Origin of the sequence: Nocardia sp. NPDC049149 (assembly GCF_043197455.1) — a bacterium.
In the GTDB taxonomy this organism is placed as follows: domain Bacteria; phylum Actinomycetota; class Actinomycetes; order Mycobacteriales; family Mycobacteriaceae; genus Nocardia.
The window spans coordinates 362,548-383,430 of record NZ_JBICTD010000009.1 but is presented as its reverse complement, the minus strand read 5'-3'; the positions used below and the strand labels follow the sequence as shown (position 1 = coordinate 383,430).

Below are 20,883 nucleotides of genomic sequence, written 5' to 3'. Positions count from 1 at the left end.
CAAAACGCCTCCAGCAGTCGGTCGATGCACTAGATCGACCTCTACCGTAGGTGACCGGCCCGAGATCAGCGATCCGTCGTCCCGGTGCTTGGCGCGATAACTCGGTTGCGACCGCTCCGGCATGGTGTTGGACTCGTGCAATGCGCCCATTTCGGATCCAGGTGCCGGAGCAGGAGCTCGTGGATCTGCGTGCCCGGCTCAGATCCACTCGCTGGCCGGAGCGGGAAACCGTCGACGATTGGTCGCAGGGCGTGCCATTGGCGTATGTGCGTGAGCTGTGCGCGTATTGGGCTGAGCATTACGACTGGCGCGCGACCGAGGCCAGGCTGAACGCGGTTCCGAACCTGCGCACCGAGATCGACGGGCTCGGCATCCATTTCGTCCATGTACCCTCGCCGGAACCAAAGGCGTTGCCGCTCATCCTGACGCACGGTTGGCCGGGCTCGATCGTCGAGTTCGGCAAGGTGATCGGGCCACTGACCGACCCCGCGCGCTACGGCGGGGATCCGGCCGATGCCTTCCATCTGGTCTGTCCCTCGCTGCCCGGCTACGGGTTCAGCGACCGGCCGGACGAGCCGGGCTGGGGCATCGACCGGATCGCGGACGCGTGGGCCGAGCTGATGAGCCGCCTCGACTATCGCCGCTACGGTGCCGCGGGTGGCGACTGGGGCACGAGCATCAGCACCCGGCTCGCGCAACGGGATCAAGCGCACGTCGTCGGAATTCACCTCGTCCCGCCGCTTGCGCCGCCCGATCCGACCACCTTCGACGACCTCACCGACTCCGAACGCGCCGCACTCCGCACGCTCGAACACGCCGCCCGCTGGGAAATCGGCTACTCGCGAATGCACGCGACCAGGCCGCAGACCGCGGGCTACGGGTTGGTGGATTCCCCTGCGGCACTGTGCGCTTGGATCATCGAGAAGTTCTGGTCGTGGACCGACTGCGCCGGACATCCGGAGAACGCGCTCACCCGTGACGAACTGCTCGACAATCTGATGCTCTACTGGCACAACGGAACCGGTGCTTCGGCCGCCCGGCTGTACTGGGAGAGCATCCAGCAGGTCGACGAGTGGATCACGGGAACGGTGACCGAGACGGTGCACGTGCCGACCGGCTGCTCGGTGTTTCCCAAGGAGATCATGCGTCCGTCGAGGCGTTGGGCGGCACGACGTTTCACCGATATCCGCTATTGGAACGAGCCACCGCGCGGCGGTCATTTCGCAGCGTTCGAGCAGCCCGAACTGTTCGTCGAAGACGTGCGCGCCTTCTTCCGCCTCGTCCGCTGACTATTCCGACGCAGCGAACCCGCCAGGTCACCGTCTAGGTGTTCGCACCCGAGTAGATCGAGCCGTAGATCTCGACGATCTCCTCGGCCGTCGGCACTCGGGGATTGTTGCCTGGCGAGCCCGAGGCGATGGCTTGTTCGGCCATGAGGTCGAGGCGAGAATGCCAGTCCGCCTCGGCGATTCCGTAGCTGCGTGGGGTCGGGACGTCCACGTCGTGGCACAGCTGCTCGAGTTCCTCGGCCAGCGTTGCGGCCGCGACGTCGTCGGGGGAGGTGTCGGTGACGATGCGCATGGCCCGCGCACAGTCGGCGTAGCGGTCGACGGCCGCCTCGATCGAGAACCGGGTGACCGCGGGCAGCAGCATGGCATTGGACAGTCCGTGCGCCACGTGAAAATGACCGCCGATCGGCCGACTCATGCCGTGCACGAGCGCAACACTGGAGTTGGAGAACGCCATACCGGCTTGCGTGGACGCCAACATCATCGCCTCGCGCGCGTCCCGGTCCTCGCCGTCGCCGTAGGCGCGGCGCAGATGGGCGGCGATGGTGCGCATCGCCGCAAGGGCCAAGCCGTCACTGAATCCGTTCCGGCGGCGGCTGACGTACGCCTCGATCGCGTGCGTGAGCGCATCGACGCCGGTGTCGGCGGTGAGCCGAGGCGGCATCGACATCGTGAGTTCGAAATCGATGATGGTCGCGATCGGCAGAAACGACTGCCCGGGGCACAACATCTTTTCGTCGGTCGCACTGTCGGTGATCACAGAGAACTGCGTCGCCTCCGATCCGCTTCCCGCCGTCGTCGGCACCGCGATGATCGGCAGCGCCGGTCCGGTGTAGACGCGCGGCGCCTTGTATGACCCCATATCGCCGCCGTTGGTGCTCAACACGGCCAACGCCTTGGCGGTGTCCATCGGGCTGCCGCCACCGAACCCGATCACCGCGTCCGCGTCGTGCGAGCGGATCGTTTCCAGCCCGGCGGCAAGGGAATCCGTGGTGGGATCGGGCACCGTCTTGTCGAACACCGCGGCGGTAATGCCTTCCCGGCGCAGGATTTCCACCAGGCGGCCGGTGTGTCCTCGGCCGGTCAGGAACGCGTCCGTCACCAGGACCGGCCGGGTGATGGCCAGTTGTGCCACGACGGAGCCCAGTTCTTCCACGGCACCTGCGCCGATCCGGAGGAAACGGGGGAGGGCGATGCTCGTGCTCATAGCACCATGCTGGTTGCTCATATCTGCACGGAGCAATGCTGATTAGTGCAGGGCGTAGTGCACATTTGCACGCCTAGACTGCGAACCATGAACGCCGACAATCTGCGCTTCTTCCTCCAGGTGGCCCGCAGCGGCAGGCTCAACGAGGCCGCCAGGGCGCTGGAAGTCGACCACACGACGGTCGGGCGACGGATCACCGCATTGGAGCGAGAACTCGGCCATCGCCTGTTCGACCGCGCACCCAGCGGCTGGCGTCTGACCGAAGCAGGCGAAGGACTGCTGCCGAGAGCTGAGGCAGTCGAGTCGGCGGTCATCGCCGCGTACGAGTCGCGGGCGTCCACGCTCGGCCCGCTGAAAGGCACTGTTCGCCTGGTGACCCCGGACGGCTTCGGCGCCTTCCTGGTTGCGCCCCGCCTGGTCGAGCTCCGGCGCAAGCATCCGCACCTCGACGTCGAGCTCGTCACCGCCACCGAGCACGGTTCGCTGGCGGCCCGCCACTTCGATATCGCGGTCACCCTCGAACGGCCTGCGCCACGCTCGGTCCGCTATCGCGTGCTGGCCACCTACGACCTCCGCCTGTACGCCACCGACGACTACCTGGCCGGCGCACCGCCGTTGCGCACCCTCCCCGACCTGCGCGACCACACCCTGATCTGGTACGTCGACGCGCTACTCACCGTCGCTCCGCTGCGACTCGCGAGCTCGCTGCCGCCTGAGCAGAAGGTCGCGATCCAAACCAACAACATCACCGGCCACTGGCTCGCCGCACGGAGCGGGCTCGGCATCGCGCCGCTGCCCGCTTACCTGGGTGAAACCGACGCATCCCTGAAAACCGTACTCACGGAACAGTTCTCAGCGCGGGGGACCTACTGGCTCGTGGTTCCCCGCGACCTCGAACGGCTCAGGCGAGTCGTTGTTGTCGAGGAATTCCTGCGCGAAATCGTCACGGCGAACCCGTATCTGGCCGACGATTCGTCTCCGTGGAACTAGCGCTGGCCGATATCGGCCACCCGGCTACCCCTTCGACTACGACGGCGGCTCGGCGGTGGACTCTCGAACGCGAAGGTCCACCGCCACAGTCACATTCGACGACGTGGGTGGGTGATTGTCGAGGGTGTCGATGAGCAGCGTCGCCGCGTGTTCGCCGATGTCGCGACGGTTCACGCCGATGGTGGTGAGCGGCGGGCACAGGGACGCGGAGGTGGGGAGGTCGTCGTGTCCGACGATCGAGACGTCGTGGGGGACACGGAGTCCGCACTCGGCGGCGGCCAAATAGACGGCGTGCGCGATGTAGTCGCTGTTGGCGATGAACGCGGTCGGGCGCTGGTCTGCCGGACCCTGGAGTTCGCGGGCGATCGCGGCCTGTGCGGCGGTGGCGGACAGCTCGGTGGTGACCGCGATGGCGGTGAATCCCATACTGGCGCCCAGTGTTTCGAAGCGTTCCCAGCGTTCGGGGTCGGGGGACTTGTCCGGCGGGGCCACCACCATGGCTAATCGGCGATGACCGAGGCCGACCAGGTGATGCACGGCCAGGTCGACCGCGGTGCGATGGTCCGATTGCACGCTCATCGTGCCGGGGCCTGTCGTGTGGCTTGCCGCGTTGAGCAGGACGACGGGTCTGTTGGTCGCGGTGTGCCAGGCGTGCACATGGTTGCTGGCGCCGATCGGTGCGATGGCGAGCCCGTCCACCGCCCGGTTCTGAAATGCCTCGAGCAGCTCCTGTTCCCGATCGGGTTCGTAGCGGGACGACCCGACCATCACGTCGTAACCTGCTCTGGCGCAGGTCTCGTCGAACCCGTCGATCACGTCGAGGAAGTGCGGGTTGCGCAGGTTGCGGATGAGCAGGCCGAGCACTTTCGACCGTCGGGTGCGCAGCGCGACCGCGGTGGCATTGGGTTTGTAGCCGAGCTCGGCGGCCCGGGTGAGGACCTGTTCGCGCAGGCGCGCGCTCACGCCGGCGCGGCCTGCGAGCGCGAGGCTGACCGCCGAGATGGACACCCCGAGCGATTGGGCGAGGTCTCGCTGCGTGATCGGTTCCTTGCCAGTAGCCACAAGCCACACCCTAGCGAACAGAAGCTGAACCAAGATGACCGCTCACTGAACACTCGACCATCTCGGTGAGATGACCATGACTCGGCGCCTTTACCAGTGCTAAAACGTTTGAGTTGTTGCTGCTCTGCCAGGAAGGACCATCGTGTCTCGCGATGCCTTTACCGTCCTCGACTCGACGAAACTGACCCCGTTCCACCGCAAGGTGACGATCCTCTCCGCCGCCGGGATGTTCCTCGACGGCTACGACATCACGGTGATCGCGGTGGCACTGCCCGCCGTCACCAAACAGTGGCACCTGTCCGCACTGATGGTCGGCGCGCTGACCGCATCCGCCGTCATCGGAATGTTCCTGGGCGCCTTGGTGTTCGGTCGGCTCACCGATCGCCTCGGTCGCAAGAAGATGTACCTGTTCAACCTGATCGGCTTCGTGGTGTTCGCGGTGCTCGCCGCGTGTGCGCAGGACGCATGGCAGCTGTTGATCTGTCGGTTCCTGCTCGGACTCGCGCTCGGCGCGGACTACACGATTTCCACCTCGTTGCTCGCCGAGTACGCGCCTGCCAAGCGTCGCGGCAGCCTGATGTGCAGGCTGGGGGCCACCTGGTTCGTCGGCGCGGCATGCACCTACGCCTTCGCGCTGCTGCTGCTTCCGCTCGGCGACATCGCATGGCGGGTGATGCTGGTGCTCGGCGCGGTGTTCGCCCTGATCGTGCTGTGGATGCGGCGCAGCATCCCGGAGTCGCCGCGCTGGCTGGCGGCTCAGGGGCATCAGCAGGAAGCCGACGCGGTGCTGACCGAACTCGGCGAAGGCGAGGTGCGGCCGAGTGTCGGTGTGGCACAGGCGCAGACGTCGCCGTGGCGCACGATGTTCACCTTCCCGCTGCTGCGCATGGTGTTGTTCTGCTGTGGCTTCTGGTTCTGCTACACGCTGGCCTACTACGGCATCACGCTGTACACGCCAACGATTCTCAAGCAGGTCACCTCCAGCCAGGCGGGCATCTACACCGGATCGCTCATCATCGCGCTCCTCGGTGTCACCGGCGCGGTCATCGGCGTGAACCTGGTCGATCGGATCGGCCGCAGGCCGCTGCTGATCGTCGGATTCGCTGGCATGCTCACCGCACTCGCCATCCTGGCACTGTTGCGCAATCCCGGTCTCGCCGTTGTCGTTGCGCTGCTGAGCATTGCGGTGCTGTTCGCCAACTCCGGGCCGGGCATCGTGAACCTGGTCTACCCGAGCGAGGTCTTCCCGACCTCGGTCCGCGCCACCGCCAACGGGCTCGGCACCGCGGTTTCTCGCATCGGCGCGATCATCGGTACCCTGCTGCTGCCCACCCTCATCAAAGCCTGGGGACTGCACAACGTGTTGTGGATCTTCGTCGCCGCCGGTGCGACCGGCCTCCTCATCGCGTACACGCTTGCCCCGGAAACCAAGGGCAAGACCCTCGAGGAGCTGACCGAGCATCCGCTGAATGCCAAGGGCACCAGCGAGAATGCCGAAGCGGCGGTGGGCTGACCGCTATGTCCACCCTCGACCACACGATTGTGCCTGGCGAAACGATCGGCACCGGTAGCAGTACCGGCTATCGGGCATTGACCGACGGCGCAGGCGAACCCCATTGCCTGCGTACCGAACTCGCGGACCATGCGGGGCCGGTGACCGGAAAGTCCGTGCTGCGCTTCGTGCACCTCACGGATTTCCAACTCGCGGATCCGTTTTCGCCAGGCCGCCTCGACTTCCTGCAACGCCTCGCCGGGCGGCCGGGCTGGGACGCGATGTTCCCGGCCTACCGTCCGCAGGAGGTGGTTGCGCTCCAGGCCTTCGAGGCAGTGGTCAGGACGATCGGCGAACTCGGCTCCGTGCGTGCCGAGTTCGTCATCACCACCGGAGACAACACGGACAACGCGCAGCTCAACGAGTTGCGTGCGTTCCTCGCGCTGATGGACGGCGGCACCGAGCTCGATCCGGCCTTCGGCGCCACCGATCTGCGAACACACCCGTCGCACACGGTGTCCGGGGATTTCTACAACCCCGCGCCTGCCTCGCGGGACCGCTACAAGCGCGACCACGGGTTCCCGGATGTCCCTGGAGTCCTTGCGGCGGCGGCACATCCGTTCGTCACCCAGGGTGTCGGCATGCCGTGGCTTGCTTGCTTCGGCAATCACGATTGCCTGGCGCAAGGGCGTGCGCCGGTGACCGAGACGTTCCAGCGCCTGGTCACCGGCGGCAGGCGGCCGGTCGGGGCCGGGGAACTTCCGTACGACCCGATGGACCGTTACCTCGCCGATCCCACGGTGCTGTCGAATGGTCCAGCGGTGTCGATCGCGCCGGACGCGGATCGTCGCCTGGTCAGCCCTGCCGAGTACATCCAGGCGCATCTGGACAGCCAGGCGCATCCGCCCGGCCACGGATTCACTGAACAGAACCTCGTCGACGGCACGGCCTACTACTGCTACGACGAGATCCCCGGTGTCCGGGTGATCGTCTTGGACACCACCAATCCCGCAGGCCATGTCACCGGCAGTATCGGTCCGCGGCAACGGGATTGGCTGATCGATCGGCTCGTCGAGGTGCACTCCGCGCATCTCGACGCGGACGGCGTCGAGGTCGAGACCGGCAACCCCGATCGTGTCGTTCTCCTCGCCTCGCATCACGGCCTGACCATGCTCGACAACACGGTCGAAGGCCCGCAGGCTGACCTGCCGCGCTATCTCGCCGACGACATCGAGGCGGTGCTGCACCGGTTCGGCAATGTGGTGCTGTGGATCGCGGGCCACGAGCATCGCAATGCGGTGACGCCGCACCGCGGCGCGAGCGGCGGCTTCTGGCACCTCATCACCTCGGGCCTGTGCGAGTGGCCGTGTCAGGTTCGCCAGCTGGAACTACTACTGCCCGAACCGGATTCGGCCGATGCGGTGCTGATCATCCGGTCCACGATGATCGACCATGCCGCGCCGGTGCGACCTGGTACCGCGCTCGACCTGTGGGACCTGGCCAGCCTGCACCGGGAACTCGCCGCGAACGAGCCGAGCCGGGTCGGCGGCCCGCATTCCGCGGGCACCGCCGCCGATCGCAATGTCGAGCTGGTCGTCCCGATCAGCCAGGCGCTCGCCGCGGTACTGCGCGCCGAATAGCACTGCGCCGCACGGCGGCTGCGTGGCCATGGCTGGGAAGAGCCGCGCAGCCGGTCGGCCCGAACGGTGTCACACTTTGCGCGCCTATTTCGTCGTTCTATCGAGACATCAATAGAGCGAACGCACGCATCGCTCGAGTACCGGTAGGGGTCCTCCGATGAACGTTTCCTCGCACGGCGCCTCTCGTCCGAACACCGCGGCCGGTCGAGCGGACGGCAGATCGGCGACGGCGGTCCTGGGGTTGCTGTCGTTCGCCATGCTGATCGTGTCGCTCGATCAGTACATTGTCGTCGTCGCCTTGCCCGATATCGGCAGGGAGCTCGGCTATTCCGCGCAGACGTTGCAGTCGGTGATCAGTGCGTACGCGGTGGCATCGAGCGGCTTTCTGCTGTTCGGCGGGCGCGCCGCAGACCTGCTCGGCAGGCGTCGCGTCCTTGCGACGGGGCTTGCTCTCTACGCGCTGTCCTCGCTGGCAGGCGGACTCGCCACCGGCCCAGAGGTTCAGCTGACCGCGCGTTTTGTCCAGGGCATCGGTGGCGCGCTGGTTTTCCCTGGCACCTTGGCGTTGATCAATACCCTCTTCGCCGAGGGACCGGCACGGAATCGCGCGCTCGGGGTCTGGGGCGGTTCCGGTGCCGCGGGGTTGGTCATCGGCGTGTTGCTCGGCGGGATACTCACGCACGCGTTCGGCTGGGAAGCCGTGTTCTACGTGAACGTGCCGCTCGCCGGCGCCGCCTTTGCTCTCACCTTCGTCCTGGTCGATGCCGATCAACCCCGTGACGGGGCGCGCTTGTTCGACCTGCCCGGTGTGCTGTCCGCGGCAGGCGCCGTGACTTTGCTCGTCTTCGTGCTGGTTCAGGGCCCGAACCTCGGCTGGACCTCGCCGTGGATCATCGGTGCGATCGTCCTGTGGCTGCCCTTGCCGGTGACCTTCGTGCTCGTCGAACGGCGCAGTCGCGATCCTCTCGTGCCCGTCGCCCTGGTGCGCAACAAGAGTCTGCTGGTCGCCACCGCGACCGCGTTCATGTTCGCGGCCACCTTCGGGTCGCTGCTCTACTTCCTGTCCATCTACTTCCAGGACGTTCGTGGTTACGACGCACTGGAAACCGGTCTGGCATTTCTGCTGCCGACCGCGATGGTCGTCACCGGGTCGACGTCGGCAGGCCGGATCGTGACCCGAATCGGCTTGCGCCGCACCCTCTTTGCCGCCCTTGTTATCGGTGCGGTCGGGGCGCTTGCGCTCGGCCTCGCGATGACATCTGACGCCTCGTACGCGTCACTCGTGCCAGGACTCGTCGCGATGAGCCTCGGCGACGGCATCGTGTTCACCGCGATGTTCATCGCGGCCGCCGCCGGCGTCTCCGGCAGCGAGCAAGGCGTCGCGTCGGCCATCGCCTCCACCGGCTCCGGCATCGGCGCGGTAATCGGGCTCGCCGTCCTCGTTCTCATCGCCAATTTCGGTGTCGAAGGCGCCACGCACGCACAAACCCAGGTCGCCACCGCAACAGGTATCAGAACCGCCGTCTTCGTAATCGCAGGCGGCATCACGCTCACCCTCGCCATCGTCCAGCAACTACGGATCGCCCCGCATCCTGCCGGACCAGCCGCACAGGGCACCGCCGCAGGCCGCATTTAGCACTTCACCGCCACCGGTCGAGACCGGCTGAGCCGCTCGAGCTTTGGGATCGGAGGGGTCGAGCTCAATACTCGATGCTGCGGCTGATGCCGGATGCTGCGACTTGGAGTGCGGCGATGAGGCGGGCGCGGTCTCGGTGCAGGCTCGCGACGACGATGCCGACCGACGCTATGACGGTCTTGTCGCGGTCGTGGATCGGGACGGCGACAGAGCAGGCGCCGAGGCCCATTTCTTCGGCGGTTTGGGCGTAGCCCTCGAGGCGGACTCGGTGGAGTTCCTCCATGAGCCGGCCGGGCTGGGTGATCGTGTACGGGGTGACGCGGGTGAGGTTGGCGAGTACTTCGGCCTGGACGTCCTCGGGCGCGTGGGCTAGCAAGACCTTGCCAACGCCGGTGGCGTGCAACGGTAATCGGCTGCCCATGGTGCTGATGATCTGCACGGACGCGCGGCCGGACATCCGGTCCAGGTACAGCACCTGGGTGCCGTCGCGCACGGCCAGGTGCACGGTGGCGAGCGTCGCCGCGTAGACGTCCTGGAGGAACGGCGCCGCCACCTGCCGCAGATCGGTGTGGACGGGGGCGAGCAGGCCGAGATCCCACACCCGGCGCCCGATCTCGTATTCCCCGTCGGCGCGCCGCGCGAGCGCACCCCACGCGACCAGTTCGCCGACGAGACGATGTGTCGTCGGCAGCGTCAGTCCGGCGCGGCGGGACAGATCGCTGAGGGTCAAGCGTTTGTGCTCTGTGTCGAACGCACCGAGTAGAGCGAGTAGCCGCGACGCGACGCTCACCCCGGCGCTTGCGGCATTTCCGGCCACGGCACACCTCATTTGAACAAGCGTTTGACAGTCAACCTTGTGCAACCACACAATAGCCGCGCAATTATACGAACTTGTGTTCGGATAGCGAACAATAGCGAAGTGTTGAGGCACCATGTTTTCGTTCAATCGCCCCGGGATCACCAAGGCTGTCGCAACAATCGCCGCGGTGCTCGCGGCACATATCAGCGTCGTTTCACTTGCACCGAGCGCGAGTTCGCAGCCGATATCCGCCAACGAAGTCCAGCGTGGGATCGTCTACACCGGTCAGGGCCGGTCTCCGATGAAACTGGACCTGTACTTGCCGAAGGGCAACGATGCGGCGCTGCGCCCGCTCGTGATCTACATCCACGGCGGCGGGTTCACCAGCGGTGACCGCACCAATCTCGGTGCGCCGCTGCCGTGGGGAACCGTCGAGTCGAACGCGAACGAACTGAACGCCCGCGGCTACGCGGTGGCCAGCATCGACTACGGATTGGCCCCCGCGAATCAATGGCCTGCCCCGCTGTTCCACGTCAAGGCGGCGGTCCGCTGGCTCCGCGCGAACGCGGCGAACTATCGCATCGATCAGGATCGGTTTGCGGCATGGGGGGATTCGGCGGGCGGTTACTTCGCCACCATGCTCGGCGTCACCGGCGGTGTGGCCGAACTCGAAGGTCAGGACGGCACCCCCGGTGTGTCGAGCCGCGTGCAGGCGGTCGCCGACTGGTTCGGGCCGAGCGACTTCGTGACCATGCAGGAGCAGACCGTGATCGGCCTGCCGCACGATGTGGGTTCGCCGGAACATCTGTACCTCGGTTGCGCGCCGTCGGCCTGCCGGGACACCGCGCGGACCGCGAGTCCGGTCACCTACGCCGACCGCGACGACGCGCCCGTGCTGATCCAGCACGGCGCACTCGACCACATCGTCCCGATCGGCCAGAGCGTCGAGTTGGCCGGTGTGCTCACCAAAGCTGGTGTGCAGCACCAGTTTCACACGTACCAGGGCGCCGATCACGAATTCGCAGGGTTCGTCGACATGCGCGCGATCAAGCAGACGTTCTACGAATTCCTCGACAGCACACTGCGTCGCCGGTAATCATCCCGCGGCAACTGCGGGTACCGGCTGCTGCTTCCCCTGAAAGATTCGGAGTTCGAGCGTGACGAATGCGCCGTCGTCGGAGTACGTCCAGTCCATGGCCCGCGGGTTGGCCGTCATCAAGGCCTTCGATGTCTCGCATCAACGGCAGACGCTCAGCGATGTCGCGCGGCGGACCGACCTGACCAGGGCGACCGCGCGGCGCTTCCTGCTGACGCTCGTCGAGCTCGGCTACGTGCGCACCGACGGCTCGCTGTTCTGGCTCAGTCCGCGGGTGCTGGACCTCGGTTACAGCTATCTGTCCAGCATGTCGTTGCCCGAGCTGGCGGAACCGCATCTGGATGTGTTGTCCAAGCAGGTGTCCGAGTCCTCGTCGGTGTCGGTGCTCGATGGGGACGACATCGTTTACGTCGCGCGGGTCGCGGTCAGCCGGATCATGACGGTCTCGATCACCATCGGCACGCGGTTTCCCGCCGCCGCCACCTCGATGGGCCGGGTGCTGCTTGCCGGGCTGCCCGACGCGGATCTCGACGATTTCCTGCGCCGGGTGCCGCTGCCGCGGCTGACCAGTAGGTCGATTCATACACCGGACGCGTTGCGCATAGAGCTCGATCGGGTGCGGCGGGAAGGTTGCTGTGTGGTTGACCAGGAATTGGAGGTTGGCTTGCGATCGATGGCTGCCCCGATTCGCGACGGTGCCGGTGCTGTCGTCGCGGCGGTCAACATTTCTACGCAGGCCGCTCGCTACTCGTTGGAAGAGGTCTGGGACCAGCTGGTTCCCACCGTCCGCTCGGCCGCGGAGGCGATCTCGCGTGATCTCGCGCGCACCGAACGTCGCCGCAGCCATGTTGGATAGCTATCGGGTTTCACTCAGTGGAAGCACCTGGTAGCGCTTGAAGCGTACATCCCGCTATCTGTTACCAATGGGCACGGATATTGGGGATGGCGCTGTCGCCAGGGCATTCCCGGGTGCGCCCGCTCGACGGCACGTCCCCGCGCGTTCGGGATCCGTCGCAAATCAGCCGAACGACGCGGCCGGTCCCGGACCAGGGGACTTCGCCACCAGGCTGACCGAACTGTTCGCGGCGGCCGGGTCGCCGCCGACGACCTCGGTCGCGCACGCGGCCAACGCCCGGGTTCGCGAGGGCACACCCCAGCTCACCGAACAGCGGATCAGCGAATGGCGGCGCGGCAGCCGCACCCCGATGACCTTCGTCGCGGTGCTACCGGTGCTGGAGATGCTGATGGCGCGGGCCAAGGGCCGCATGCTCAGCGGTCACCGGGTCGACACCACCCTGCTGGACACGCGGCACTGGCACGAACTCTGGCGGGCCGCGCTGGCCGAGACGGGCAGCATCGACGTCGAACGCGAACCTTATCGCGGGCTGTGGCCGTACCGGGTCGAGGACAGCGACCTGTTCTTCGGCCGCAACCGCGCGAAACATCAACTGCACACGCTGATTTCGCGCGTCGAGTCGAGCAATACGATCAATCTGGCGCTGCTGGTCGGCCCGACGGGTGTCGGCAAATCGTCGTTGCTCGCGGCCGGTTTGCAAGGGGCGCCCGGCCCGCGCATCCCGATCGTCATGACGCCGGGCCACGACCCGATCGCGACGCTGGAGTCCAAGCTCGACGGTCTGCCACCCGGTCGCCGCCTGCTGCTCGTCGATCAGGGCGAGGAACTGTTCAGTCAGTGCGCCGACGAGACCCAACGCCACGGCTTCCTGATCGAGCTTGCGGCGCTCGCCGCACCGGGCGCCTCCTCGCCGACCACGGTGGTGTTCGCGATCGACACCGCGCACCTGCCGGAGTTGTCCCGCTATCCGGTGCTGATGGCGGCGCTGCGCGACCGATCGATGATGCTCGACCCGATGACGCAGGACGAACTGCGCGACGTGATCGTCCAGCCCGCGGCCGTGGTCGGCGTGCGGGTCGACCACAGCCTGGTCGAGGTGCTGCTGCAGGACCTGGCCGCCGTCGACGTGCAAAGCCCGGTGCGGTTGCCGCTGCTGTCCTTTGTGCTCACCACGACCTGGGCGAACCGCCGGGGTAAGACGCTGGCGCTTGCGGCCTATCGGGAAGCGGGCGGCATGGAGGGCGCCTGCGCGTACGGCGGCGAAGTGTTCTGGTCGCGGCTCGACGCCAGGCAGCAGGCGGCGGCACGACATCTGTTGCTCGCGTTGACGATCACCGGGCCGACGGCGGTGCTGCGCAATCGCATGCCGATCGAGGTGCTGCTCGCCGAGTCGCCGGACCCGGACGCGACCAGGGCGGTGCTCGCCCGGTTGACGAAACTGCGGATGATCGTGCAGCGCAACGACGACATCGAGCTCGCGCACGATCAGCTGCTGTCCGGCTGGCCGAGGTTGGCCGAATGGCTGTCGGAGGAAAAGGAATTCGCACTGGCCAGGCAGCGGATCGAAGCCGACGCGCGGGAATGGGCGGCCCAGGATCGTCCGGAAGCGTTGCTGTACGCCAAGACTCGGCTGGCGGACGCGGTCGAGCGGATGGCGCGCACGCAGTCGTCCAACCGCCTGGCCAAGGAATTCGTCGCCGCGTCGATGGCAAGGGGACGCAGGCGCGCGGTGCGCAGGCGGTGGATCCTGGCCGGGGTCGCCACCCTCCTCGTGGTGGCTCTCGGCTCGGCCGTCGCGGTGGTCGCTCAGCGCGCGAGCATCGCGCAGCAGCGAAAAGACGGGTGGCTCGGCGCGATCGTCGCCGAGTCGGAGCGGCTCGAGACCATCGATCCCGGGCTGTCCGCCGAACTCGCGCTGGCCGCGTACCGCATCAACCCGGACGATCCCGGCGCCCGTGCCCGCCTGCTCGCCGCGCAGGTGACCCCGCTCGATGTCACCTCCGCGGCGGCGCATGAGGGCCCGGTGCGCAAGCTCGCGTTCAGTCCGAGCCGAAACCTGCTGGCCAGCGCGGGGAGTGACGGCATGGTCAGGCTGTGGGACATGGCGGACCCACGGGCGATCACGCCGGTGGCGGCCGGCCTCGGCGGTCATCGTGGCGACGTCCAATCGGTGGTGTTCGCGCCCGACGGCAACACGTTGGCCAGTGCGGGCGATGACGGCACCCTGCGGATTTGGGACGTCGCGAATCGGGCCGCACCGGATGAGCTCGGATCATTCGACACCGGAACACCCGCCACCGCAGTCGTTTACCTGCCCGAGGGGCACGTCGTGGTCGTCGCGGGCACCGACGGCACGCTGTCCTTGGTGAATGTGGATGTGCCGCAGGCGATGCGTCGAGTGACGCCGCCGATCCCCGCCACCGACAAGGCGATCAGAGCGATCGCGATCGCGCCGGATCGGCCGGTGCTCGCCAGCGCGGCGGACGACGGCACGGTGCGCTTGTGGAGCGTGCGCGAGACCGGTCTGACGCCGATCGGTGCTCCGCTGGACGGCGAAGGTGGAAGGCAGACAGTCGAATTCGGACCGAACGACTTGCTCGCGACCGGTAGCGCGGACGGCGTGCTGCAGGTGTACGACGTCAGAGACCCGGCCCATCCGCACCGCATCGATGCGGAACAGGCCCGTCGCGTGCCGGTCGCGGGGATGGCGTTCGCCGCGGACGGGCAGGTGCTGCTCGCGGCCGACGCCGACGGCACCGCCCGCGTCTGGAACATGCGACACCGGGATCGAATCACGCCCACCGGCTGGGAGATTCACGGCGCGAGCGGCTCGATCCAGTCCATTCTCGTGGTATCGGAGACGCAGGTGGTCACCGCGGGCACCGACGGCAGGATCCGCGCATGGCGGGCCCCGCAGGTGCAACTTCCGCTGCTCTTCGACGGCTCGCTCAGCTCGGTCGGCTTCGGAGGTGCGGGCAACCTGGTCGTCAGCGGACTGCGCGACGGCGCGGTCGGCGTATGGGATGCGTCGTCCCCGCTGTTGGGCCGGGCGCTGAGTGAATTCGACGCAGGCACACCGGGCAAGCACGGCACCCAGGTGGCGCTGCGTTCCGACGACAAGCTGCTGGCGACGGTGGGCGGCGGCGACGTGCGGCTGTGGAACCTGGCCGATCCGGCCAGGCCGGTGCCGATCGGCCAGCTGCCCGGCGCGGGGGTCACCGCGCCGCTCGCGTTCACGTCGCGCGGCGATCGGCTGCTCACCGGTGTCGGCGGCCGGTCGCTGCAGATGTGGGATGTGTCCGACCCCTCGGGTGCGCGTCCGCTCGGCAAGGTGCTGCCCGGCTACGACAGGGAGATCACCGTCGTGGCGTTGTCGCCGGGTGGCTCCCGGGTCGCGGCCGCCAACGACAATCGGCGAATCGACCTGTGGGACATCGCGAATTCCGACGAGCCGGTGTCGATCGCACTCGACTCGCACGGCTCGAACCTGCGCACCCTGGTGTTCAGCCCGGACGGTACCCGGCTGTTCGGCGGCGACGACACCGGCATGATTCGCTCGTGGGACGTCACCGATCCGCGCCGGGTCCGCGAACTCGGCGCCGTGCGCGGACACACCGCGACGGTGCGGACACTGGCCATCGACAAGTCGGGCAGGCGGCTGGCCTCCGGCGGCGACGACCGCACGGCCCGGCTGTGGGACATCGACGACGTCGCCGCCATCACCCCGCTCAGCACGCCGATCAACGTCGACGTCGGCTGGACGTGGTTCCTGCGGTTCGATCCACGCGACGAATCCCGGCTGCTCGGCATCGGCGACAAGACCTCGGCCGAGCTGTACGTGGAACCGGACCAGGTGGCGACGTACCTGTGTGCGTCCTCCGCACCGCGGATCGACGACACGATGTGGCGTGAGCTGTTCCCCTCGGTGCCTTACACCGCGCCGTGCTCCTGATCGGCCGGGCGCAGTAGCCACCCCCGCAGCGCCTCGGTGACTTCGGCGGGGCGTTCCTCGGTGATGAAATGGTCGCCGCCGTCGATGCGGACGAGAGTGGCGTACGGGATGCGCTTGGCGAGCTCTTCGGCTGTGCGCCAAGGGATTCCGCGATCACGGTCGCCCCAGATCACCGTGGTCGGGCAGCGGATGTCCGCGAGTCCGGCGGCCAGTTCGGGCCGGACCCGAACCTGATAGCCCGCGAGGAAATGCGCGTACCAGCGGCGGCCTGCCGTGGTGTCGAGGAAGGCGAGATAGCGTGCGAGCTGCTCGGTGTCGAAGGATCCGTTGCGGACGTATGGTGCGAGCCCGAGCCGGTGCGTCCACTCGATCGCGGGCGCGGTGACGATCCGTCGCAGCAATGGCCGCCGTGCCAGCGCGGTGAGCAACCCGAACTGCAGATAGAAGGGCGCGGTGAAAGTGCCGTGGGCCCGGGAGTTCAAGATCGCGAAGCGACGGACCCGCTCGGGATGGCGTTCGACGAAGCCCAGTCCGAGAAACCCGCCGTAGTCGTGGCAGGCGAGATCGACTCGATCGAGCCCCAGCGCGTCGAGCATGCGGCCGATCCGCGCGACTTCACTGTCGTAGTCGCAGCTCAATGCGGTGTCGCGGGCCGAGTCGCCCCAGCCGAACCAGTCGGGCGCGATCACCCGCCGCGATCGCGACAGCGGCCCGATCTGGTGCCGCCAGGTCGCATGACTTTCCGGCCAGCCGTGCAGCAGCACCAGCGGATCGCCGTGTCCCACATCGACATAGCGCAGCGCGACGCCGTCGACCTCGATCTGCTTCAGCGCGAATGCTGGCACCTGCGCGAGTGTGTCGGGCTTCATCCCGGTCCCCTTTCCCTTTTCTGTATCGTCGCGGACATGGGGCGGCCAGCACTTCCGGAAACGTGCGCTGACGCGACGGCGGTCGCGGTGGCGCCCGCGCGGCTGTGGCTGCGACTCGGCCACGCGGTGTATGTCGGACCTGGCATGGCGCTCGGCGCGCATTCGAGCGCGATCGCCTGCCTCGGTGTCGGGCTCGACAACACCTTCCGGGTGCGGGTCGCCGACACGCCCGACATCACCGCACGCAGCTTCTTGTTCCGGGCCCGCGTCACCCACCACATCCTCGACACCGACGTCCGCAAGCTGTTCTGCTACTTCGATCCGACCTCGACCGCCATGGCTCGTGCCCTCGGCGGCATGCGCCGCACGGTCCATGGTTTCGCCATCGATCACCGCAACGAGGCCGAGCTCATCGCGCTCAGCGGCGAACCGGACCCCGATATCGAGAAATTCCTGGAGCTGGCCAGCATCCCGGCGCCGACCATCCGCGATCCGCGGATCGCCGCGGTCGCCGCCGCCATCCGCGACGATCCGACCCAGCGGCAGCGGGCCGCCGAAAAGGCCGCCGCCGCAGGGTTGTCCACGTCCTACTTCCTGCGTACCTTCGCCGAGCAGGCGGGGACCAGCTTCCGCCGCTACGTGCAGTGGGTGCGAATGTTGCACGTGGCCAAGGCGTATGCCGCAGGATACGACCTCACCAGGGCGGCCACCGACGCGGGCTTCGCGTCCCCCTCGCACTTCAGCGACACCTTCCGCGCGATGTTCGGCCTCACACCCACCGCCTTCGTCGGCATTCGCGGCGAGCTGCACATCCTGGATTGACCCGCCAATCTCAAACTGGCAGTCGCAACCGAACATTCGGTGGACCGATACGGAATGATGTTGTGTCGTGGTGGATTACATGCCGATCTTCGACCGGGTCCGTGGCTGTCTGCTGGGTGGGGCGGTGGGTGATGCGCTCGGCTGGCCGATCGAATTCCTCCGGCTGGAGCAGATACGTCAGCGGTACGGCCCCGACGGGGTGACGGGCTTCCTGCCACAGCATGCGGTCGGTGCGCCGCAACAGATCACCGACGACACTCAGCTGACACTGTTCACCGCGGAGGGACTGCTGCGCTGCCCGCCGGACGCCGACCCGCTGCCCGCGCTGCGCCGGGCGTATCTGCGCTGGCTGGAGACGCAGCGACAGAAGAAGCCCGCGCGCGACGTCGACGGCTGGCTGGCCGGCCTGCCGTTCCTGTATGCGGTGCGAGCCCCGGGCAACGCGTGCATGTCCGGATTGAATCAGCAGGCCCGCGGCTACGTCGCCCCGACCTCGTTGGATGCGGCAGGGCCGGTGAATCCGGGGTCGAAAGGGTGCGGCACGGTCATGCGTTCCGCGCCGTTCGGGCTGGCAGGCATGGGTCCCGAGCGCGCGTTCACCACGGCTGCGCTTGCCGCGCAGTTGACGCACGGGCACAGCACCGGCTACCTGGCCGCGGGTGCGTTCGCGGCGCTGATCGACCGGGTGCTCGACGGAGTCGAATTGCCCACGGCCGTGCAGCAGACCATCGGTCAGCTCGCGCAGTACCCGGCGGGCGGAGAAACCGCGGCGGCACTGACTCGCGCCGTCGAGCTGTCCGAACAGCCCGCCGCCGCCGAGCAGGTCGAGCAGGTCGGGCTCGGGTGGATCGCGGAGGAGTGCCTGGCCATCGCGGTGTACAGCGCTTTGCATGCGGCCGAGTCCGGCGACGTGCGGGCGGCGCTGCTGCTGTCGGTGAATCACTCCGGTGATTCCGATTCCACGGGGGCGGTGGCGGGCAACCTGATCGGCGCCATCCATGGTGTTTCCGGATTGCCGATGGAATGGGTCTCCGAGGTCGAGGGCCGCGATGTGTTGGTCCAGGTCGCCGATGACCTCGTGATGAGTTCGCGGCTCGGTGACCGGTCGGCGCTCGCTGCCAGGTACCCGGTCGATCAAGCGTTGTAACCGGCGCTGTCTCGCGTGCCATACGCAACGCAACAGCATTCAAATTGCAAGTGGCGCAACATTTATTGCACTGCTTGCGAACACGTGTGACTTGGGTCATCCTTTCCCGATCGCAGAGATCAACTGCGGACGGAAGGAGAAGCTGGTGCGCGAAGGTGAGCTGGGACGGCGGCGCATGCTCGGATTGCTCGGCGGCGCGGCGGGGGTCGCGATGGCGGGCGGCATGGTGCGACCCGCGATGGCGGGCGCGGCGCCGGGGGAGCGGGCGTTCGTCGGCTGCTATACCTCCAGCGGTGCAGGCGGATCCGGCATCGGGGTGGTCGGCGTCGACGCGGCTACCGGTCGGCTGGCCGTGGAAAGCATTGTGGGCACAGCGGATCCGTCGTACCTGGCGCTGTCGCCGGACGGTCGCTTCCTGTACGCGGTGAACGAGGGCTCCGGCGCAGGCACCGTCACCGCGATCAACCTGCGTGCTACGCCCACCGTGCTGAATACCGTTGCGGTGCAAGGCGATGGGCCGACCCACCTGTGTGTCACCCCGGACGGCCGCTACGTGCTGACCGCGAACTACACCTCGGGCAGTGTCAGCGTGCTCGCGGTCGACGGCGGCAGGCTCGGCGCGGTGACCGATGTCGCCCAGCATTCCGGCACCGGACCGGATCCCGAGCGGCAGTCCGAACCGCATGCGCACCAGGTGCTGATCGATCCCTCCGGCGGCTGGGTGCTCGCGGTCGACCTCGGCGTCGATTCGATTTACGTCTACCGGTTGGTCGACGGCAAACTCGACCAGCACGCGCAGGTCGCGATGGTGCCTGGCAGCGGACCGCGGCACCTGGTCTGGCACCCCGACGGCTGCCGGGTCTTCGTCGCCAACGAGCTGAATTCCACCGTCACAGTGTGTGATTGGCGCGCCGATCGGGGCGAACTGCGCCCCGGCGTTTCGATTCCCGCCGATCAACTCACCGGCGGTGAGCGCAACTATCCCTCGGCGCCGGTGGTGTCGCGGGACGGTCGATTCCTCTACCTCGCCAACCGCGGCCACGACAATATCGCGACCTTCGCGGTGGCAGGCGATTTCCTGGTGCCGCTCGGCACCACGCCGTGCGGCGGCAAGTTCCCTCGCGATCTGCGGCTGAGCCCGGACGGTCGACGACTGTATGCGGCCAACCAGAAGTCGAACTCGGTGACCTGCTTGGTCATCGACCCAACGACCGGGCTACCGGCCGGACCATCGACCGCGCTCGAGACCGCTGCGGCCACCTGCGTGCTGTTCGGTTAGGCTGGCGCAGTGTGCAATTCGGGCCAGAGCACCTGGTCGGGCGGGCACAGGCTGGCCGATCGAGTGGTTGGCACCGGTCCGGTGCCCGGGTCGAAGGCCCACTGGGAGATCGGTCCGGCCGCCTTCCACCGCAGTGCACCGGTCGCGTCGGCGACCACCTCGTAGACCGCCTCGCTGCCACCGACGAGCTGAGTGCCGACGCAGTAGTCGTTGTATTCCGTGCCCGGCTGCTGTGCGCCGAGACTGAACGCGCCTGCGGGTCGGGTGACAGCACCGGGATTGGCGACGGTGCTCGGCGTGTTGGCGGCCACGCCGAGGACCCATTGCGGGGTGCCCCGACCGCCGATCGTGCAGGTGAAGACTCGTCCACCCGCGACGACGGTCGTTCCTTGCGCATGCGGAGCGCCTGCCCAGAGGCAGTCGGTGCCCGGCTCGGCGGTCGCCTGGCCGGTGGACACTGCAAGCAGGCCGAGTGTGGCGGCTGCAGCGATCGAAAGTGTCACTGCGCGAAGCAATTTCGGCGTGCCTGCGGTGACGGGAGCGGGGGATGCGGTTTCGGCGTTGAGCATGGTTCCGACGATAGAAATCGGTTGTCCCACACGGCATCACGCCGCAGCACTAAATGCCGTTCATACCGTGGATGTAGGGGTGAACCCGTATTGCGAGATGCGGGATAATCCTGATCCCCGACAGAAGAATTCAATGTAGCGCGGTCGCAGCGGGGTTCGCAAGGTCCCTCTCACGGGT

Annotated in this window: 16 protein-coding genes; 11 read left to right on the top strand and 5 right to left on the bottom strand. The window is 67.5% G+C overall.

From position 1 onward, the window contains the following. Positions 1-140: 140 nt before the first annotated feature. Positions 141-1,289 carry an epoxide hydrolase family protein gene (locus ACGFNJ_RS33270; RefSeq protein WP_393457384.1) on the top strand — a complete coding sequence of 383 codons (1,149 nt, stop codon included), beginning with the start codon at positions 141-143 and terminating at the stop codon, positions 1,287-1,289. Positions 1,290-1,323: 34 nt separating this feature from the next. On the opposite strand, the gene ACGFNJ_RS33265 is transcribed toward ACGFNJ_RS33270, so the two are convergent. Next, positions 1,324-2,496, bottom strand: coding sequence for an iron-containing alcohol dehydrogenase (locus ACGFNJ_RS33265; RefSeq protein ID WP_393457381.1), 1,173 nt, complete (start codon positions 2,494-2,496; stop codon positions 1,324-1,326). Between the two features lie 87 nt (positions 2,497-2,583). Between ACGFNJ_RS33265 and ACGFNJ_RS33260 the strand changes: the two genes are divergently transcribed. Next, positions 2,584-3,486: a LysR family transcriptional regulator gene (locus ACGFNJ_RS33260; protein WP_393457378.1), complete on the top strand. Its 903-nt coding sequence runs from the start codon at positions 2,584-2,586 to the stop codon at positions 3,484-3,486. Between the two features lie 36 nt (positions 3,487-3,522). On the opposite strand, the gene ACGFNJ_RS33255 is transcribed toward ACGFNJ_RS33260, so the two are convergent. Next, on the bottom strand, positions 3,523-4,548 hold the full coding sequence (locus tag ACGFNJ_RS33255) for a LacI family DNA-binding transcriptional regulator (RefSeq protein ID WP_393457375.1): 1,026 nt from the start codon (positions 4,546-4,548) through the stop codon (positions 3,523-3,525). A 142-nt stretch (positions 4,549-4,690) separates the two neighbouring features. Here ACGFNJ_RS33255 and ACGFNJ_RS33250 point away from each other — a divergent pair, with 142 nt between their 5' ends. From ACGFNJ_RS33250 to ACGFNJ_RS33240, 3 genes are all read left to right on the top strand, one after another. Further along, positions 4,691-6,061 carry an MFS transporter gene (locus ACGFNJ_RS33250; RefSeq protein WP_393457372.1) on the top strand — a complete coding sequence of 457 codons (1,371 nt, stop codon included), beginning with the start codon at positions 4,691-4,693 and terminating at the stop codon, positions 6,059-6,061. A gap of 5 nt (positions 6,062-6,066) precedes the next feature. Next, positions 6,067-7,680, top strand: coding sequence for a hypothetical protein (locus tag ACGFNJ_RS33245; RefSeq protein WP_393457369.1), 1,614 nt, complete (start codon positions 6,067-6,069; stop codon positions 7,678-7,680). Between the two features lie 157 nt (positions 7,681-7,837). Beyond that, on the top strand, positions 7,838-9,316 hold the full coding sequence (locus ACGFNJ_RS33240) for an MFS transporter (protein ID WP_393457366.1): 1,479 nt from the start codon (positions 7,838-7,840) through the stop codon (positions 9,314-9,316). Positions 9,317-9,380: 64 nt separating this feature from the next. On the opposite strand, the gene ACGFNJ_RS33235 is transcribed toward ACGFNJ_RS33240, so the two are convergent. After that, positions 9,381-10,133: an IclR family transcriptional regulator gene (locus ACGFNJ_RS33235; RefSeq protein WP_393457472.1), complete on the bottom strand. Its 753-nt coding sequence runs from the start codon at positions 10,131-10,133 to the stop codon at positions 9,381-9,383. Between the two features lie 115 nt (positions 10,134-10,248). Between ACGFNJ_RS33235 and ACGFNJ_RS33230 the strand changes: the two genes are divergently transcribed. The 3 genes from ACGFNJ_RS33230 (at position 10,249) to ACGFNJ_RS33220 (ending at position 16,019) form a co-directional block, all read left to right on the top strand. Continuing rightward, on the top strand, positions 10,249-11,211 hold the full coding sequence (locus ACGFNJ_RS33230) for an alpha/beta hydrolase fold domain-containing protein (RefSeq protein ID WP_393457363.1): 963 nt from the start codon (positions 10,249-10,251) through the stop codon (positions 11,209-11,211). A gap of 61 nt (positions 11,212-11,272) precedes the next feature. Further along, positions 11,273-12,067: an IclR family transcriptional regulator C-terminal domain-containing protein gene (locus tag ACGFNJ_RS33225; protein WP_393457360.1), complete on the top strand. Its 795-nt coding sequence runs from the start codon at positions 11,273-11,275 to the stop codon at positions 12,065-12,067. Positions 12,068-12,134: 67 nt separating this feature from the next. Then, entirely contained in the window at positions 12,135-16,019 is a 3,885-nt protein-coding gene (locus ACGFNJ_RS33220; RefSeq protein WP_393457357.1) for a hypothetical protein, read from the top strand. On the opposite strand, the gene ACGFNJ_RS33215 is transcribed toward ACGFNJ_RS33220, so the two are convergent. Then, complete coding sequence (locus tag ACGFNJ_RS33215) at positions 15,998-16,888, bottom strand: alpha/beta fold hydrolase (protein WP_393457354.1); 891 nt, start codon at positions 16,886-16,888, stop codon at positions 15,998-16,000. The two genes, ACGFNJ_RS33220 and ACGFNJ_RS33215, sit on opposite strands and share 22 nt — an antisense overlap. Before the next feature lie 36 nt (positions 16,889-16,924). On the opposite strand from ACGFNJ_RS33215, the gene ACGFNJ_RS33210 reads away from it, so the two are divergent. The 3 genes from ACGFNJ_RS33210 (at position 16,925) to ACGFNJ_RS33200 (ending at position 20,136) form a co-directional block, all read left to right on the top strand. Further along, positions 16,925-17,710, top strand: a complete 786-nt coding sequence (locus tag ACGFNJ_RS33210; protein ID WP_393457351.1) for a helix-turn-helix domain-containing protein — start codon at positions 16,925-16,927, stop codon at positions 17,708-17,710. 67 nt (positions 17,711-17,777) lie between these two features. Next, positions 17,778-18,857 (top strand): ADP-ribosylglycohydrolase family protein, encoded by a 1,080-nt coding sequence (locus ACGFNJ_RS33205; RefSeq protein WP_393457348.1) that lies wholly within the window; start codon positions 17,778-17,780, stop codon positions 18,855-18,857. 145 nt (positions 18,858-19,002) lie between these two features. Then, positions 19,003-20,136: a lactonase family protein gene (locus tag ACGFNJ_RS33200; protein ID WP_393457345.1), complete on the top strand. Its 1,134-nt coding sequence runs from the start codon at positions 19,003-19,005 to the stop codon at positions 20,134-20,136. On the opposite strand, the gene ACGFNJ_RS33195 is transcribed toward ACGFNJ_RS33200, so the two are convergent. After that, on the bottom strand, positions 20,133-20,705 hold the full coding sequence (locus ACGFNJ_RS33195; protein WP_393457342.1) for a hypothetical protein: 573 nt from the start codon (positions 20,703-20,705) through the stop codon (positions 20,133-20,135). The two genes, ACGFNJ_RS33200 and ACGFNJ_RS33195, sit on opposite strands and share 4 nt — an antisense overlap. Positions 20,706-20,883 lie beyond the last annotated feature (178 nt).

Excerpts from the sequence above, each read along its gene's own strand:
- ACGFNJ_RS33270 (WP_393457384.1), top strand. The coding sequence starts at position 141 with ATGCGCCCATTTCGGATCCAGGTGCCGGAGCAGGAGCTCGTGGATCTG.
- ACGFNJ_RS33265 (WP_393457381.1), bottom strand. The coding sequence starts at position 2,496 with ATGAGCACGAGCATCGCCCTCCCCCGTTTCCTCCGGATCGGCGCAGGT.
- ACGFNJ_RS33260 (WP_393457378.1), top strand. The coding sequence starts at position 2,584 with ATGAACGCCGACAATCTGCGCTTCTTCCTCCAGGTGGCCCGCAGCGGC.
- ACGFNJ_RS33245 (WP_393457369.1), top strand. The coding sequence starts at position 6,067 with ATGTCCACCCTCGACCACACGATTGTGCCTGGCGAAACGATCGGCACC.
- ACGFNJ_RS33240 (WP_393457366.1), top strand. The coding sequence starts at position 7,838 with ATGAACGTTTCCTCGCACGGCGCCTCTCGTCCGAACACCGCGGCCGGT.
- ACGFNJ_RS33230 (WP_393457363.1), top strand. The coding sequence starts at position 10,249 with ATGTTTTCGTTCAATCGCCCCGGGATCACCAAGGCTGTCGCAACAATC.
- ACGFNJ_RS33220 (WP_393457357.1), top strand. The coding sequence starts at position 12,135 with ATGGGCACGGATATTGGGGATGGCGCTGTCGCCAGGGCATTCCCGGGT.
- ACGFNJ_RS33215 (WP_393457354.1), bottom strand. The coding sequence starts at position 16,888 with ATGAAGCCCGACACACTCGCGCAGGTGCCAGCATTCGCGCTGAAGCAG.
- ACGFNJ_RS33210 (WP_393457351.1), top strand. The coding sequence starts at position 16,925 with ATGGGGCGGCCAGCACTTCCGGAAACGTGCGCTGACGCGACGGCGGTC.
- ACGFNJ_RS33195 (WP_393457342.1), bottom strand. The coding sequence starts at position 20,705 with ATGCTCAACGCCGAAACCGCATCCCCCGCTCCCGTCACCGCAGGCACG.